The 664-nt window shown below is 68.7% G+C and carries 1 protein-coding gene; it reads left to right on the forward strand.

Features of this window, described 5'->3' with window-relative positions:
• A partial coding sequence (locus ABTU92_RS29595; protein WP_408095116.1) for a hypothetical protein occupies positions 1-664 on the forward strand: 664 nt, incomplete at both ends.

The raw sequence follows: 664 nt of genomic DNA on the forward strand, positions 1-664 counted from the left end.
TCGGTCACCCTCACGGCGGACGATCAGAGCTGGAGCGCCGCCGGCGGCTTCAACGGCCAGGTCATCATCGGTGGCACCATCCGCGCCAACGGATACGGCGACGACCAGCGGCGGACGGCGGACGGCACGGGTCAGGCCGGCGGACACGTCGCGCTGTACGGCTACAACGCGGTGACGCTGCAGAGCGGCGGCAGCATCCTCGCCTCCACCGAGCATTCCGACGAGCGTGGCGGCGACGTGACGTTCGGCATCGCCTGGGGCACCAAGTCTTGGGATGCGGCCACCAAGACGGGCGGCATCGACCTGCAACCGACGTCGACCATCGACGTGCACGGCGGCAAGAGCGGCGGCACCGTGACGGTGCGGGCGCCGCTCGACGGCGTCGACGACGTGAAGGTGACGCAGATCAAGTCGACCGTCATCGGCGCCAGGAGCGTCACGCTCGAAGGCTTCCTCAGCTTCACCACCGACCAGACCGGAACGACCCGGACCGGGATCTACGATCGGCGCTGGGACGGCATCATCGATCCGGGCGGAACCGTCGCCGGCTCGGGAAGCCAAGTGACGTCGTGGTCCTACACCGTGAACGACGGGTCCGGATACACGTCGATCCCCACGGTCGAGATCATCGGCGGTGACGGCAACGCGTCGCTGTCGGTCAGCC

The organism is Rhodoplanes sp. SY1 (assembly GCF_046000175.1).
In the GTDB taxonomy this organism is placed as follows: domain Bacteria; phylum Pseudomonadota; class Alphaproteobacteria; order Rhizobiales; family Xanthobacteraceae; genus Rhodoplanes.